The 15,657-nt window shown below is 62.4% G+C and carries 10 protein-coding genes and 1 tRNA gene; 3 read left to right on the forward strand and 8 right to left on the reverse strand.

What is annotated here, in order from left to right; all coding sequences use genetic code 11:
* Positions 1-202 precede the first annotated feature (202 nt).
* Positions 203-1,138, forward strand: coding sequence for a GntR family transcriptional regulator (locus tag RCH11_RS08035; protein ID WP_327056470.1), 936 nt, complete (start codon positions 203-205; stop codon positions 1,136-1,138).
* Positions 1,139-1,882: 744 nt separating this feature from the next.
* Here RCH11_RS08035 and RCH11_RS08040 read toward each other — a convergent pair.
* The 4 genes from RCH11_RS08040 to RCH11_RS08055 all read right to left on the reverse strand — a co-directional run bounded on the left by RCH11_RS08040 (position 1,883) and on the right by RCH11_RS08055 (position 6,568).
* Complete coding sequence (locus RCH11_RS08040) at positions 1,883-3,685, reverse strand: discoidin domain-containing protein (RefSeq protein ID WP_327056471.1); 1,803 nt, start codon at positions 3,683-3,685, stop codon at positions 1,883-1,885.
* 981 nt (positions 3,686-4,666) lie between these two features.
* A complete protein-coding gene (locus RCH11_RS08045) occupies positions 4,667-5,938 on the reverse strand; it encodes a type II toxin-antitoxin system HipA family toxin (RefSeq protein ID WP_327056472.1) in 1,272 nt (423 codons plus the stop codon).
* Positions 5,925-6,176 carry a helix-turn-helix domain-containing protein gene (locus RCH11_RS08050; protein ID WP_327056473.1) on the reverse strand — a complete coding sequence of 84 codons (252 nt, stop codon included), beginning with the start codon at positions 6,174-6,176 and terminating at the stop codon, positions 5,925-5,927. The genes RCH11_RS08045 and RCH11_RS08050 overlap by 14 nt, the downstream gene beginning before the upstream one ends.
* A gap of 302 nt (positions 6,177-6,478) precedes the next feature.
* Positions 6,479-6,568, reverse strand: a tRNA-Ser gene (locus RCH11_RS08055).
* 70 nt (positions 6,569-6,638) lie between these two features.
* Between RCH11_RS08055 and RCH11_RS08060 the strand changes: the two genes are divergently transcribed.
* Complete coding sequence (locus tag RCH11_RS08060) at positions 6,639-7,415, forward strand: SGNH/GDSL hydrolase family protein (protein WP_327056474.1); 777 nt, start codon at positions 6,639-6,641, stop codon at positions 7,413-7,415.
* Positions 7,416-7,425: 10 nt separating this feature from the next.
* Positions 7,426-8,784 carry a DNA repair protein RadA gene (gene radA / locus RCH11_RS08065; RefSeq protein ID WP_327056475.1) on the forward strand — a complete coding sequence of 453 codons (1,359 nt, stop codon included), beginning with the start codon at positions 7,426-7,428 and terminating at the stop codon, positions 8,782-8,784.
* Between the two features lie 220 nt (positions 8,785-9,004).
* Here radA and RCH11_RS08070 read toward each other — a convergent pair whose 3' ends face one another.
* From RCH11_RS08070 to RCH11_RS08085, 4 genes are all read right to left on the reverse strand, one after another.
* Positions 9,005-9,634, reverse strand: a complete 630-nt coding sequence (locus tag RCH11_RS08070) for a hypothetical protein (RefSeq protein ID WP_327056476.1) — start codon at positions 9,632-9,634, stop codon at positions 9,005-9,007.
* A gap of 102 nt (positions 9,635-9,736) precedes the next feature.
* A complete protein-coding gene (locus tag RCH11_RS08075) occupies positions 9,737-12,292 on the reverse strand; it encodes an ExeM/NucH family extracellular endonuclease (protein WP_327056477.1) in 2,556 nt (851 codons plus the stop codon).
* A gap of 135 nt (positions 12,293-12,427) precedes the next feature.
* Positions 12,428-12,928 carry an amino-acid N-acetyltransferase gene (locus tag RCH11_RS08080; RefSeq protein ID WP_327056478.1) on the reverse strand — a complete coding sequence of 167 codons (501 nt, stop codon included), beginning with the start codon at positions 12,926-12,928 and terminating at the stop codon, positions 12,428-12,430.
* A 63-nt stretch (positions 12,929-12,991) separates the two neighbouring features.
* On the reverse strand, positions 12,992-15,478 hold the full coding sequence (locus RCH11_RS08085) for an ATP-dependent Clp protease ATP-binding subunit (RefSeq protein WP_327056479.1): 2,487 nt from the start codon (positions 15,476-15,478) through the stop codon (positions 12,992-12,994).
* Positions 15,479-15,657 lie beyond the last annotated feature (179 nt).

Consider the following 15,657-nt stretch of genomic DNA (forward strand, 5'->3'; position numbering starts at 1 on the left):
ACCTTACCCCCGCGAAGCTCAATGTCTCCGCGCCGTTTGAACCACTCTGCGCGCCCCGGGAGATGAAAAGCGCACTGCCGCTTCCCGAGTATGCAGTGAGCCTGTCCGCGAGCGACGAGTCAATCGTCGTCGTCGTCTTGGGGATGACCACGAGGGCATACGCACCGAGGTCGACGGACGGGGAAAGGGTATCGAACTGCTGGTGCAGTTGCTGAAGCGCACGCACCGTTCCAAATCTCGCGGCTCCGGGGGTGTCGCCGAAAGAGCGGTCGAGAATGACCGCGACCTCGGTGACGAACTCTCCTCCGCAGACCAACGGTTCGCAGCTTTCGATGTAGTGGTAGACGAATCCGACGAGATCGCACGTCATCAAGTCAATCAAACCGACGGCAGTCCCATTCGCTGGAAATCGGCGGCGATCATGTTCGTAGGAGAAGCGGTGGAGCCGGAAGGTCAGTTTGCAGGAGTGCAAAGTGCCACGCATCGAGCGGGGCGGATGCCGCAGCGAAGCATCCTCGCCCAGGACGTCTACGCGATAATACGTGGCGACCTGTTGACCGGCCGAATCGAGCCCGGTTCACGGATGAACCTCGACCATCTTGCGCGCTCCCTGCACGTGTCGAACACGCCCGTTCGACAAGCACTTGCCCGACTCGAATCCGAAGGACTCGTCAGTAAAGAGGCTTACAAGGGCTTCGCCGCCTCGACCATCCTCGACACCCGGGCGATATACGAGATGTACGAATTTCCCCTCATGGTGGAGCCGCCCACGGCCGCTCGCGCTGCCCGGCACGCCAACCCGGATTCCCTCGAAGCCTTCGACAAGACCTGCGATGCAAGCCGCATCAACAGCCTGCTTGAGTCGCGTGACGCAAGAGAACTCGGCCGACTCGATATTGAGTTCCACGGCCAGATCGCCCGGCTCGCAGGCAACGAGCTTGTCTACGACACCCTTATCCTCAACCTCGAAGGTCTACATCTTTTCGCGTCGTACATGCGTAAAGATGCTGGCGCGTACGCGTGGGACCAACATCGGGTGATCTTGGACGCCCTCAAGCGGGGAGAACCCGCCGACGCTGCTGAAGCAATGCGCTTGCACTTGCACGACGCGTTCGACCGGATGAATCTGTTTGCGTAGCGGAGTTGGTTTCAAGTGACGTTGGAATGCCTCCGAACCTTGGCCGAGTGTCCAAAGCGCAAGCATGGCGGAGGGCAACCGGCGATAATGCCAAGAAGATCGATGTGCCGGGTTGGGCGAAAGCGACTCGTCTCAAAGCCGCCGGGGCGATGCGTACCCCGGTGATATTGTCTCCGGCCGCGACGTTGATTGATCACAGTTGAAGGTCGTGCTTTGCTACCGCCGCGGCGGTGATCAGGAGTCCAGCGGCCACTCCTCAGGCGGGGGCGGTGACCCAGACCGGGGTGCTGCGGTTGGTTTCGAAGCCCGCGACGATTGCGACACCAGCGACCGTGCCGCAGAGCGCTCCGGCGCTGCAGAGGGCACAACCGAGTCTGGGGCGAAGGCCCGTAAGTTCGCCGGCGCGGACCGCGGCTTTAGTTGCAGCCGTGAATCCACCGAAAACGGCGACAGGCCGCAGCGGTTCACTCGGACGTCGCTGCTGTTCATCGAAACGACCTAACTCACAATGTTTCTCCATCGATTGAAGGTTCGAGCATTTGTTCGCCAGTACAGGGGTTTACGTCCTCGTTGAGAGCGTCGAGCGTGAAGTAGGTTCCGCTGGTTCTGGTGACTTTCAACGTATGGCTTCCGTTGGACAATCCGGTAACACCGATACATGCCGCCTCGCCAATCAACGTGGCCGCGTAGGAGGTTCCCGTTTGACTCGTGCCACTGTCGATGGTGCAGGAGAACCTTCCTCGGTTATTGGGTCCGGGTGCCTGGCCCGAAAATGTGCAGCTCGTCAATGGTGAAGCCTCCGGCGACGGTTTTCTTAGCCTGGATGTAGCGGTAGGCAATAGTTCCGCCTTGGGAACACTTGATTGGCAGGGCGAAGGGCGTTGGTACAGATCCCACGGTGCACAACGTCGTCGGGCTCGACATGTTGGCGTTGTTCGATCCGATGATTTGGATGTTGCGCCGGTCGTCGCTCGAGTAATTTGTGTCTTGGCGGGGAAGTAGAACAACACTTTCAATTGTTTGGGATGCTCCGAGATCAACCGTCAACGAGGCGGAATTGTCGGTTGCGGTGCTAGCCCAGAGGGTGTTGGAATTGCTGTCGATTGCCGCTTGAGCGGAGTAATAACGTGAATCATAAGTGGACGACGCCGTCGCGGTTCCCCGTAGCGCCAGATTCACTTCCGGCGACGGATTCAGGTTGCCGTAGGCGGCTTCGAGACCAGCCGAGGCGATAATCGCCGTGGCCGCGCTGGGCCACGAAGTAAGGCCCCAGCTATTCGTGCCGATGGTGTTTGTTGTGCTGTTGCTCACAGCGCCGGCAGTATTGGACCCGTAGTTATTGGCGATCGTGTTGAACTGGGCGACCGTGTTGGGGTTACCCCACCCGCCGGGTGATAGGCCCACCGCATTTGTCGCCGACGCATTTGTCACTACGTTGCGTTCAACGTCGAAATATGATGAGCCGTTGTCGAGGTAGAGGGCAGCATTCACCTTGCCATCACCATCTATGTAGTTCCCGATCAGGGTGGAGACCGGCGTGGAGGCCTCCAAACCGTTGGTGTAAATCGCGCCTCCGTCCGTCAGCGACGTGGTCATCGTTTCATGCACATAGTTGAAGTCGACGTGATTGTCAGACATCACCGCGGGGTCTGACGTATTTCCCCATCCCCATCCGAGAGAAATTCCCGAATAAGACGTGCGAAATACCTCGTTATGAATGATCTTCGTCTGCTTTACCCAAGACGCAAAGATTCCCACGGCACCTTCAAATTCAACTCCGATATCGTGCACGTAGTTGTTAGCCACCGTTTCTTGATAGTCGACATATGTCGGTCCGGCGTATGAGTTACTGACGTCAGGGTTGGCGGCGGCGGTTCCTAGCGTTATGGCGTTGCTGGAGGTGTCGTAGATAGTGTTGCCCTGGATGACGTTGTTGTTGCTCCCCTGATCAAAAGCCACGCCTCCCGAGCCCAAATGCGCCAAGGTATTCAACGTGAAGTTGATGTGATTGCTTGCGTGAAAGGTAACCGCGCTCGGCAGCTGCATCGTCGATCGTGCCGTGGGGGTGCCCTGAATCAGGAAATTGGCCTGAAGGTCCACTTCCCCTTGCGGGCCGCTGGCGCCCATCCACGTGGCGTACTCGAACGCCAGTCCGGTGAAGTTCACAAAGGAAAGATTTGTCGCACTCAAAAGCCCATCTGTAGTGGGGAGCAGCGCCGAAGTGTCCGTAAGGGCTTCGCCAGCCAGAGGGGTGTAGTAGACCGTGCCCGCGGCGGAGTCGAGGTACCACTGGCCTGGCGTGCCGACCATGCCATACCCGTTTTCGACGGCGTCCGGCGGCCCGAGGCTGGGCCGGGCCGTGAGTATAGCGTTGGCGTAGCACGGCTGCACCATCGTGATGACGTCAAGCGTCGCGTTCCCGGGATCGGTAGCAACCGTCGCTACGTCACATCGGGTGGAGACCCAGTCTGTCATGCCAGCACCGCCGGGATAAACGAACTCGAGACCGGAGGCGATGGACGAATCGATGAATGAAGATTTACTCACCGTGTAGCCAGTTGACGTGGTTGTCCAGTTGCTGAAGGCGTCACCAGCTCGGTTGGCGCGCGCGGCGCGTCTCCCATTGACGTAAAGCTGTCGGCTTGTCGTCCCCGTCGGAACTGTTGTGTAGTAAACCGACGGGTTGCCAGCGACGGGCTGCCATCCGGTGAGTGCTGAGCCGCCACTCAACACCGGATGAGCACCCGGGGAGGCTTGCCACGTTACTGAACCCGTTATTACCGGAGTCGGTCGATGAGAAGTTCATCGTCCTGCCCACTGGGTACGTTCCATCGGCCAAACTCACAACGATATTGCTGGTCAAAGTCGAAGCCGTCAAAGCGTGAACGGCAGTACGAGCCGTTGCCAAGGTGCACGAATTAGCGCTGGAACTACAATCCGCCGTCCCCCTACCAGCGACCGACACATAGAGCTGCGTTACAGTTGTTGCGTTCGCAACGCTGGACTCGCCGAACAAACCGACAGCGCTCACGATCAGAGCCACAAGAGATACCGCGATAATGCCGGCCCTGAATGGTCGAGTAGTTCCTATAGCCATGCGCGTTCAACTCCATCGTTGATCCGATTCGATTAGATGAAAACCTAGACGGGCGCCCGCGGAAACCCCAGGAATCGATCTGAACAGACACGAAAAACACATCAGCGACCAAAATCATGCGTTACTTTTCGTGGAACCGGTCGATCTGAAACTGAGTGATACTTTGCCACTAAACAGGAACAGATACGCTTCTGACCACCACTTTTGGCGGAATCGGTGGGATTTGAACCCTAATCTCTGGCCTTTGTTTCAGCGGGAACATCCAAAAATCCCCATGAATTCAACGGTTCTCGATGAATAGAGCGATGGATGATCTGTGCTGTTTGCCCACAGATGTGGGCAAAGGGTGGGCAGACGGGGCCGGCATGGGGCCGGCCGGGGGAAGGGAAGTCGGACCCGGATGTACTCATGTCAGATCATCGAACGACACGTCACTTCTTAGGTCTGCTGATCTCGGCACCCGACCGGAGCCGGCTCACGTTCCATTCGATCCTCTCGGGCATTCTCTTCGAGGCGAGGTCCGGCGGAGCGACTTCTCGGACGGCCGACTCAATCGCGACAAGCGTCTCGTTGATAATCGTCGGGATCCGTTGCCTGGGAAGCGCGCCCCAAGACAGCGCTTCAACTGTCAGAGCCTCCAAGGAGAGCTTTCGATGATCGAAAATCCCTCCAACGGAGAATGCAAGGTTCCAGTCAATGCGTCCGACTTGGAAGAGGTTTGGCACGGCGTCATAAATCTCGGTGAGTTGCGTTCCAGCCGCGAGATGCAGCAGGGCAACGTTCTTCGCGTGCGCATCGTTGTTGCCGATCGCGACGTGATAGACGAGTTGGCGCAGCCAGTCCTCGGCTGCGCGTCCACCGCCCGGGATCGACCCCAACAACTCGCCGATGAGACGCGCCGAGGGGCGCCCTTTCCTCGATGGCAATCTGTGGTCTTGGAACTTCGCGTCGCTATTGCGCCAGTCAAGACCGAGCGCCTGCGCGAGATCCTCCTGGTGGTGAAGCAGGACACTGCCACCGACAACATGGCGATCGAAGCGTTCAATCGCCAGGTAGTTCATCGAGCCTGCCGTGCGCACCGCGCTCTGAAACCGCGATAGGCCTGCGTGGCGTGCGAGTTCATGGCTGTAGAACTCGTTGAAGATCGCCTCTGGGCGTGACTGGAGTTGGGGTTTGAGAATGTGGGTCGAATGCGCTCTGCCGTGCGGTTCGAGCCACGCGTCATCGAATCGAGCGACGAGAAGTTTGGGCTGGAACCCCGGCAGCATAGAGCGACTGTCATCACGCGCACCCAGGTCGTGCTCGTCGATCGCCTGCTGGAGTCTGGACGCGACAGTGCGCTCTGCGAGCTCGTCATAGTCCGGATGATAGTTGTTTGCTTCATCAGGATCACGGAGGGTGACCGCGCCCGCGATCGAGCCGCCGAATTCGCTCAGGATCCCATACAGGTCATCGGGATCAATACCGCGCTTTGCACCAAGCGCTATGCGCTGGTTTCCCTCTGGCGTATAGCCGCCGAGGAAATTCGATGCGAGCTCCGCATCAGGCGAGCGGCCAGGAATGACGCCAAAAGACTCGGTCAGGGTAGGAGCGTCACCCTGGTATTCCGCATCCCACTCGATCGTGACCCGATGCTTAGCTCGAGCGTCCCTTCGCACGCCACCAATTCGACGGTCGTGCAGGTAGAGGTCAAGCCTTTCCATCGCTCGCCTCACCATCACCGGACGGATACGTCAGCGTCACGGTGATACCCAGCTCGTTGAGCGTTCGGAACAATCGAGTGATGTAGAGACTGCCCTTGCCTTTCTCGAGATCGATGAGATAGTCGCGCGAGAATGCGAGCTGCTCAGCCAGGTCTTCCTGACGCACAGCGCGGCTCTCACGCACGGCCTTGATGACAGGGCCGATGTCACGAAACTTTCGCACTTGCACCGTGGGCATGATCGCATCCTTCGTGTGGGGATAACCCCACATCAAACAATGTGGCGATATCACCACATTAGAGCATGTCGGGATAATCCCACAGGCAGCAGGCGCGCGCTCACCACTCTGCCCCCGCGGGGCACTGCGAGACGGCATCGAAGTCAGTAAGCCGGGCAGGCTCTACATCATGGGATGCATCGCCAACATAAGAACTCGGATCCCGTTTCGGGCCATCCAGGCTCACGGAGCCGGGGACTACTTCACATGCGGGCAAAATGTGGGCACATTGCTATGAATAGCACTTCTGACCAGCATTTCTTTGGCGGAACCGGTGGGATTTGAACCCACGGTGGGCTCTCACCCACACAACTTTTCGAGAGTTGCACCTTCGGCCGCTCGGACACGGTTCCGGGGACAATCTTAGTACACGGCCAGACCCGGCCCACATCGGTCGTAGCGCGTAGACCATAAAATCGAGAGGTGACCGCCTTGCCCTGGATCCTGACCAGCGCGGCGGTTGTCGCCCTCGTGCTGCTGGTTGTCGTAGCGCGCTCCCTTGTGCTGCGCCGACAGCGCGGCGGAGCGGACCGGCTCGCCCGCACCCTGCATCTCAATGCCCGGTGGTGGACGGAGCGGCGCGCCAAGGACGGCGAGCTGCTTTACGTGGCCCTCGGCGACTCCGCTGCCCAGGGCGTTGGCGCGAGCCAGCCGGGCCGCAGCTACGTCGGCCTGATCGCACAGCACCTGCGGCAGAGAACGGGACGCTCGGTGCAGGTGGTGAATCTCAGCATCTCCGGCGCTCGCCTCAGGGAGGTTATTGCGCTGCAACTGGCCCCGCTGCGGCTGCTCTCCCCCGATATCGTGACGGTCGCCGTCGGAGCCAACGACATGCCGACTTTCGAGCAGGATCAATTTACCCGGGAGCTCGCGGAGGTCTTCGACTCGCTTCCGGCTGGATCAATCGTCGCCGAGATGCCGTCGTTCTACCTCGGGTCATCGGAGCGTAACGTGCGGGCCGCGAATGCAATCGTGCATCGGCTCGCCTCTGAGCATGGCTTCGAGGTCGCCCCGTTATACGCGAAAACCCGTCGCCAGGGTGCGGCGCTTTACGCACTCAACCGGGTGTCGATCGACTTCTTCCACCCCAATGATCGCGGCTACCGGGTATGGGCATCCGCGTTCCTCCCCCTCGTCGATCGAGTAGTCGCGTCCACAAGCGATGACCAGCCGAATGATGGTGACGCCGGCCTCGCTTAGGCTGTCGAGCATGGCAAGAGTCCAGTCGAATTTCCGCTGCACGGAGTGCGGTTGGACCACCCCGAAATGGGCCGGCCGCTGCGCCGAATGCCAGGCCTGGGGCACGATTGTGGATGCCACGGATTCGCCCTCCCCGCTCGGCCGAGGCCTGCGTGCCGTCACCCTGAGCGAGGAACGCACCGCCAAGTCCATCGTCGCGATCAGCGCTGATGAGGTGGCTCACTGGCCGAGCGGCATCGGCGAATTCGACCGAGTGCTCGGCGGCGGAATCGTGCCAGGTGCCACCATCCTGCTGAGCGGCGAGCCGGGGGTCGGCAAGTCGACGCTGCTGCTCGAGGTGGCCTCGAAGGCCGCCGCGAACGGCATGCGCGTGCTCTACGTGACCGCCGAGGAATCCGTGAGCCAGGTGCGGTTGCGGGCCGAGCGCACCGGAGCACTGCAGCCGCTGCTGTTTCTCGCTGCGGAAGTGGACCTCGCCACCGTGCTCGGCCAGATCGAGACGGTGAAACCCGACCTGCTCATCGTCGACTCGGTGCAGACGGTGTCGTCGTCGCTCGTCGACGGACTGGCCGGTGGTCCGTCGCAGGTTCGAGAGGTGGCATCCACCCTCATCCGCGTGTCGAAGAATCGCAACCTGCCCGTGTTGCTCGTCGGTCACGTGACGAAGGACGGCTCGATCGCTGGCCCCCGCCTGCTCGAGCACCTGGTGGATGTCGTCTGCCAGTTCGAAGGCGACCGACAGACCTCGCTTCGCTTCATCCGCGCCCACAAGAACCGCTTCGGACCGACGGATGAGGTGGGCTGCTTTGAGATGACCGGCGACGGCATCGCCGAGGTTGCCGATCCGAGCGGGCTGTTCCTCTCGCGCGGAAAGGTGGCCGTGAGCGGCACCTGCGTGACGGTGGCCGTCGAGGGGCGCCGAGCGCTGCCGGTGGAGGTGCAGGCCCTCATCGTGAGCTCCAGCGCACCCAACCCCCGGCGGGTCACCAATGGGGTCGACTCCTCGCGGGTGGCGATGCTGCTCGCCGTGCTCGAACGCCGCGCCGCACTCAAACTCAGCGAGTGTGACGTGTACGTGTCGACGGTCGGCGGCATCAAGCTCACCGAGCCGGGAGCGGATCTCGCGATCGCTCTCGCCATCGCCAGCGCTTTCAGCGACGTGGCTCTGCCTGCCTCGCTCGCGGCGGTCGGTGAGATCAGTCTCGCTGGCGAGATCCGGGCGGTGTCACAGGCGAAGCAGCGTGTAGCCGAGGCCCGGCGCCTGGGTTACACGACCGTGATCGATGCCGAGCACGGACTGCTGCGCGAGGCAATGCGCAAGGCGTTCGCTCTCGCAACCACCCAACAGGCGGATGTCCCCGCGTTCTGACGCTGCCATTGCGGTCGAAGTTGGGCGAGATCCATCGCATCGGCACGTCGTAATCCGTTCCCCCGATCACCCGTTTTGCGCACCGGCCCTCGACCGCGCGCCCGATCGTCAGCCATGCGCGCAAACGATTGGCAGCACGGCTGACAATCGGGCGCATGGTCCCCGAGGAGGGGCGGAGGCGCGTCGGCGCGGCGGCGCGGCGGAGGAAGCGTAGGCGCACTCAGTTGAGCAGGAACTGCACCGTGGACTTGGAGCTGATAGCCCCGACCTTCACCTCGAGGTGATAGCTCGCACCCCCGGCGGTCACCGGCGGTCGGCTGGCATCACAGGTGGTCTTGGAGGAGCGGGTGCGGTCCCAGGCGAGTGCGGTCGTCGGCACGGGGAGCGCGACCCCCGGTTTCAAGGTGACCGGGGTGTCGACCGGAGCCGTTTGGCAGTCTTTCGAGTCCCAAATTGTCTCAGAACCACTGGTGATGATGTATTCCTGCTGGGTCGACCCGAGGTTGATCGTGCAGTCGACGGAACCCGAGTTCGTGATCGACATACTCACCTGCGGCTGTTCGGTCGCCGCGTAGGTCGACTTGTTGGCCACGGCGAGCAACTTGATCTTCGCCGGCACGCAAGCGGTAACGGTGGCCGGAGCGGATGCGGATGCCGCAGCACTCGGCGTCACGGACGGCGACACGCCGGGCTTCGTCGATGCTGCCGGGCTCGGACTTCCCGACCCCAGGCGCCCGATAATCAGGACAATGATCACGATCACCGCAAGCGCACCGACACCGAGGATCAGGCGGCGGCGCCAGTACACCTTCGGTGGCTGGGGGCCGACAGGAGTGCGAAACGTCGACATGGCCTAAGGGTAGCCAGCGCACAGTCGTTTGCCCGGCATTTGCGGGGGTGTGTGCTCGGCTCGCAGCATCCTGATAGCCCCGAATTGTGAAATCGAGCCTCCTTAGAAGAAGGGATGACCGCAGCCACCGCCCTGATAGCCGCCGCCGCCCTTGGTCGGCAAATCGAGACCGAGGATGACCGGGTCGTGGTCGCTCGACCGGTACGGGCTGACCTCATAGAGGTTCGTCACGTTGGCATTGAACCGGCTGTACTCGAGGCCCACCGACTCGACGGAGTTGACGTTCCAGACATCCGCCCCCGACACGGTGTGATTGGCCGCGGTCGAGGCGAAGACGTGGTCAAGTGAGCCGACCATGCCGTCGAAGGCATAGGTCTGTTTGCCCGTCTTCGCAATCTGGTCGATATAACCGCCGGCTGCGATCGCTAGGATCGGATCTTCCTGCTCGTAGGAGTTAAAGTCGCCGACGAGCAGCACCTTGTCGGTCTTCGCGACCGCCTTCTGCCGGTCGGCGAAGGTCAGCAGCGCCCTAGCCTGCCGGGTGCGGTCGCCGTTGTAGGCACCCTGGCCGGCGTCCACATTGTCGCCGGTGGCGGCGTCAGGGCTCTTCGATTTGAAGTGGTTCGCAATGACCAGGAAGGTGGAGCCTTTTTTGCCGCGGACCGGCTGGAACGCCTGCGACAACGGCTCGCGGGCGTTGGTGAAAGCCGGCGAGCCGATCAGGATCGTGGATGCCCCAACCGGTACGACAGTGGCGGTGCGGTAGATGAAGGCGGTTCGGATGACGTCCTCATCGGCAGCGGCGGGCACCGCTGCCGGGGAACGCACGTAGTCCCAGGCCCGGCCCTGCGCATTCAGGGCCGCAACGAGCGTCGCGACCGCGGCATCCCGATTCTGGCCGAACTTCGCCGAGTTTTCGATCTCCTCGAGCGACACGACGTCGGCACCGAGCGCACCGATAGCCGTGACGATCTTGGCCTGCTGGCGCTGGAAGCTCGCCTCGTTGGCCGCACCGCGCACACCGCAGCCGGGATCGCTGCTGTTATTCACGGTGGTGGGCACGCCCTCGCGGTCGACGTGGTAGGTGCAGCCGGTGCGCTGCTCCCCCGTCGTGGGGAAGTAGTTGAGCACATTGAAGGTGGCCACCTTCAGAGTGCCGCGGACCTTCTTCGGCGCGGTCGTGCGGGTGTTCGCAAAGGTGGCGGGCTGCACGGTCGTCGCGTCGGCTGGGGTGAGCTCGGTGGTCGGCTGCAGCTTCCAGAGGCTGTTGCGGAACTCGAGGATCACCGGTCGCGTGAAGGTGACCGATGCCCCGATGCGCAGCGGCGCGGCCAGGCTCAGCCAGGGAAGCGGCTTCGCGGTGTTGGCCGCGGAGAGAAAGTTGGTGCTCGCCCCATCATCGAGAGTCACCCGGATGGCCGCGTTCTTGTCGATCAGAGCCTGGTAGCCGGGCGATCCGACCGGTGCGACCGCGGTGGGCTGCAGCAGCGGACTCGTATCGTGGGCCAGCTCGATCTCGCCGTACTGGTTCGTGGAGTAGTTGTCGGTCACCGTGTACGCGCCCTGGGGCGCCACGAGCATGCCTTCGAGCGACTCGCGCTGGGCATCCGTCGCCGGGAAGCCGACGGTGGCCGGCAGCGGTGCGACAACTCCCGCCTTATCGAGTTCGGTGAGTCCGGCAGTGGATGCCACGGTGAGCTCGGTGAGGTGGCTGAACTCGCTCACCGCCCCGGTAACCTTCACGTGGTCGCCGATCGCCACGCTTGCGACAGTGCTCGGAGAGTAGACGAAGATACCATCGGACGCGGTGTGGGTGCCGAGGTCGAGCGCTCCTCCGGTGCCGGCGGTCTGCAGGTAGAAGCCATTGAATCCGCCAGAGGGATAGGCGGCGGTGACGACTCCGGTGGTCTCGACGGTCTTGCCGACCTGCGGGCTGATGTCCGTACCGCCCTGGATCTCGGCGATCGACAGGGGCACCGCAGGATCAATGGGGCCGCCCGGATCGGTCGGGCCGGCGGCCTTCGGCGTGATGGTGCCCGAGAGGGAGAAGTCGCCGACGTTACTCTCGGTGTCGGCAAACGCCGTGCGCCCGAGTGACTTCACGTCGGTGTTGCCGGCCGGAGCCGTGGCATCCGCCGTCTCGAAGGTATTGGAGGTGCCATAGCCGAGCAGGTCGACGACGGCCGGATTGCCGGTGATCGAACCGGTCGGCAGCGTGAGCGCCGAGGCGGAATCGGAGAGGATGATCGTGCCGGCCGAGCCGCTCGGATTGAGCGTGCCCACCACATTCGGGGTCGGAAGTGGCGCGCCATTGCCACCGTTGCTTCCGCCCTGCACCAGGAAGTAGCCTGCCGGTGCGATGGAGCCCGACAGGGCGACGACACCGGATGCTGCGCCGCTACTGGTGGCGGGGCGGTACTGCAGCGACCACCCGGCCAGGCTCACGGCGGAGGCGCCCGGGTTGTAGAGCTCGATGAACTTGTTGGCGTAGGCCGCTCCGCTGCTGCCCCCGCTGAGGTAGACCTCGTTGATCACGACACCGGTGCCGGCGGTGTTTGCCTGGCTCGGGACGGCTGCGAGCGGGGCCGTAACGAGAGCGGTCACCGCCAGGAATCCGATCCCGATCCGTCGCATGAATCTTAGGTGTGCGGTCAGCATTGCCCTCCCCGAGTGAACACAGCTGCGTGATCAGCGCACGCGACAACCAGCCAACAATCCTCGGGTGACCGCAAGAGGGCGTAAGAGCGAACGCTGGGTAAAGACTAAGCGACGACCCTCGTTCGGGGGTAGACCCTAGATGTGCTTGATCATGCGCGTATTGCCAAGCGTGTTCGGCTTTACGCGGGCGAGATCGAGGAACTCGGCAACACCCTCGTCGGGTGAGCGAACGAGTTCAAGGTAAACCGCCGGATCGATCGGCTCCTCGGTCATCGGCTCGAAGCCGTGGCGGGTGAAGAACGGCACCTCGAAGGTGAGACAGAACAACCGGCTGAGACCGAGGTCGCGGGCATCCGCTTCCAGTTGCTCCATCAGAGCATGGCCGACACCGCGGTGCAGCCAGTCGTCTGTGACGGCAAGGGTGCGCACCTCGCCGAGGTCCTGCCACATCACGTGCAGGGCACCGCAGCCGATTGCCGTGCCGGCGGCGTCCTCGGCGATGCGAAACTCCTGGATCGCTTCGTAGAAGACAACCGAATCCTTGCCGAGCAGGATGCGGCGCTGCACAAGCGGTTCGACGAGGGCCTGGATGTGCGGCACATCACTGGTGCGGGCGGCGCGAACGGAAAAGGACATCCCTCGAGCTTAAACTCCGATCGAGCCTATCGATATCTCGACAGGCTCGATCGGTGGTTTTACCTAGGCTTCCAGCGCCGCGATCTCCGCTTCGAGCGACTCACGGCCCGGCTGGCGCCCGGTCGTGAAGACGAACTTGCCATCGATGTAATCGACGTGCACGTGGTCGCCCGCGTTCAGGTCGCCGGTGAGGATGCGCTCGGAAAGCTGGTCCTCGACCTCGTGCTGGATGGCACGACGCAGCGGACGCGCACCAAGCGAGGGGTCGAACCCAACCTTGATCAACTGCTCCTTGGCTGGCACCGCGATCTCCACCGTCATGTCACGGTCAAGCAGGCGGTCAGACAGCCGCTTGATGAACAGGTCCACGATCTGCAGCAGCTCGTCCTTGCTCAACTGCGGGAAGACGATGGTCTCGTCGACCCGGTTGAGGAACTCCGGCTTGAAGTTCTTCTTCAGCTCCTCCACGACCTTGCCGCGCATCCGGTCGTAACCGGTAGCGGTGTCCGTTGACGAGGTGAATCCGAGCGGCGTGCCCGAGATGTCCTTCGTGCCGAGGTTGGTGGTCATGATGATCACCGTGTTCTTGAAGTCGACGACGCGACCTTGGCCATCCGTCAGGCGTCCCTCTTCCAGGATCTGGAGGAGCGAGTTGAAGATGTCGGGGTGAGCCTTCTCGATCTCATCGAACAGCACAACGGAGAACGGCTTGCGCCGCACCTTCTCGGTGAGCTGGCCACCCTCTTCGAAGCCGACGAACCCGGGAGGAGCACCGAACAGTCGCGAGACCGTGTGCTTTTCGCCGTATTCCGACATGTCGAGGGAGATCAAGGCGTTCTCGTCATCGAAGAGAAACTCGGCAAGAGCCTTCGCGAGTTCCGTCTTACCCACACCGGTTGGACCGGCGAAGATGAACGAACCGCTCGGGCGCTTCGGGTCCTTGAGTCCCGCGCGGGTGCGCCGGATGGTCTTGGACAGGGCCGAGATTGCCTCTTCCTGGCCGATGACGCGCTGGTGAAGAGCCTTCTCCATGAAGACGAGACGGCTGGTCTCCTCCTCGGTGAGCTTGAACACCGGGATACCGGTGGCGGCGGCCAGGACTTCGGCGATGATGCCCTCGTCCACGGTGCCGGTCGAACCGGCCTCTCCGCTCTTCCACTGCTTCTCGAGCCGAAGGCGCTCCCCGAGCAGCTTCTTCTCTTCGTCACGAAGCGAAGCGGCCTTCTCGAAGTCCTGGTCCTCGATGGCGCCCTCTTTGAAGCCACGCACTTCGGCGATTTTGTCGTCGAACTCGCGCAGCTCCGGCGGGGCCGAAAGAATCGACAGGCGCAGACGCGCGCCGGCCTCATCGATCAGGTCGATCGCCTTGTCCGGCAGGAAGCGGTCGGCCACATAGCGGTCGGCCAGGTTCGCTGCGGCAACGATCGCGCCATCCGTGATCGACACCTTGTGGAACGACTCGTACTTGTCGCGAAGTCCCTTGAGGATGTTGATGGTGTGCGCAAGAGACGGCTCGTGCACCTGCACGGGCTGGAAGCGACGTTCGAGCGCAGCATCCTTCTCGAAGTGCTTGCGGTACTCGTCGATCGTGGTGGCACCGATGGTCTGGAGCTCACCGCGCGCGAGCAACGGCTTGAGGATGGATGCGGCGTCGATGGCGCCCTCAGCAGCACCGGCGCCGACGAGGGTGTGGATCTCGTCGATGAAGGTGATGATGTCACCGCGGGTGCGGATCTCCTTCGTGACCTTCTTCAGACGCTCCTCGAAGTCACCGCGGTAGCGGCTTCCGGCGATGAGGGAACCGAGGTCGAGAGTGTAGAGCTGCTTGTCTTTCAGCGTCTCCGGCACATCACCGCGAACGATCGCCTGGGCGAGGCCTTCGACCACGGCAGTCTTGCCGACGCCGGGCTCACCGATCAGCACCGGGTTGTTCTTGGACCGACGGGACAGGATCTGCATGACCCGCTCCATCTCCTTCTCGCGCCCGATGACCGGGTCGAGTTTGCCGTCCCGCGCGGCCTGGGTGAGGTTCCTTCCGAACTGGTCGAGGATCTGGCTTCCGCCCTGCGCGGCCTGGGTGGTCTCGCCGCCGACGGCGACCTGTTCCTTGCCCTGGTAGCCGGAGAGCAGCTGGATGACTTGCTGGCGCACACGGTTGAGGTCGGCGCCGAGCTTCACGAGCACCTGGGCTGCGACACCTTCACCCTCGCGGATGAGCCCGAGCAGGATGTGCTCGGTGCCGATGTAGTTGTGGCCGAGCTGCAGCGCTTCGCGCAGGCTCAGCTCGAGAACCTTCTTCGCACGGGGCGTGAAGGGAATGTGACCGGTCGGCTGCTGCTGGCCCTGGCCGATGATGTCCTGGACCTGCTCGCGCACGGCGTCCAGCGAGATGTTGAGTGATTCGAGCGCCTTGGCAGCGACGCCTTCACCCTCGTGGATGAGACCGAGCAGGATGTGCTCGGTGCCAATGTAATTGTGGTTGAGCATCTTGGCTTCTTCTTGCGCCAAGACGACAACCCGGCGGGCTCTGTCAGTAAATCGTTCGAACATGTTTGCTCCTCTGGCACCTAAGCAGGTGTGGTGCCGTTATAGAGAGAGTAACCAGCGGACCCTGCAAATACTGCCCCTGTTCGCCGTAGGCGTGACGGCATCTATCGCGCCTGTCCCGACGCCTGTCCGAACGCCCTTCCGAACTGCTTCCCGAACGCGCTTCCGAAAACGCAGGAGAT

This window comes from Glaciihabitans sp. GrIS 2.15 (assembly GCF_035984695.1).
In the GTDB taxonomy this organism is placed as follows: Bacteria; Actinomycetota; Actinomycetes; order Actinomycetales; family Microbacteriaceae; genus Lacisediminihabitans.